Source organism: Dulcicalothrix desertica PCC 7102 (genome assembly GCF_003991905.1).
GTDB lineage: Bacteria > Cyanobacteriota > Cyanobacteriia > Cyanobacteriales > Nostocaceae > Dulcicalothrix > Dulcicalothrix desertica.
On sequence record NZ_RSCL01000005.1, the window covers coordinates 369,821 to 370,072 of the forward strand.

Here is a 252-nt window from a genome sequence, read left to right on the forward strand (position 1 = left end):
TTGGTTTTATGTAAGAGTTAGTGGAGTTGCTAACGCAATAGTTATTGTAGGTGCTGACATGCCAGAAGTTAACGGCATAGTTCAAGAGAATGCAACAGTAAAAGAAATTGCAATGCTTGAAAAAGATATTTACCTATTTGGTAGAGCAACACCGTTAGACGAAAAAGAAAAACCAACGTGTTACCACAAAAATTTACCTTGCTATGGCGATACATTTATAGCTTTTAAAGAAGGTAAAAAGATTCATCCAAT

The 252-nt window shown here is 34.5% G+C and carries 1 protein-coding gene; it reads left to right on the forward strand.

All coding sequences use genetic code 11. The features are described 5' to 3' along the window. Positions 1-58: 58 nt before the first annotated feature. A partial coding sequence (locus tag DSM106972_RS13015; protein WP_233787886.1) for a hypothetical protein occupies positions 59-252 on the forward strand: 194 nt, incomplete at its 3' end.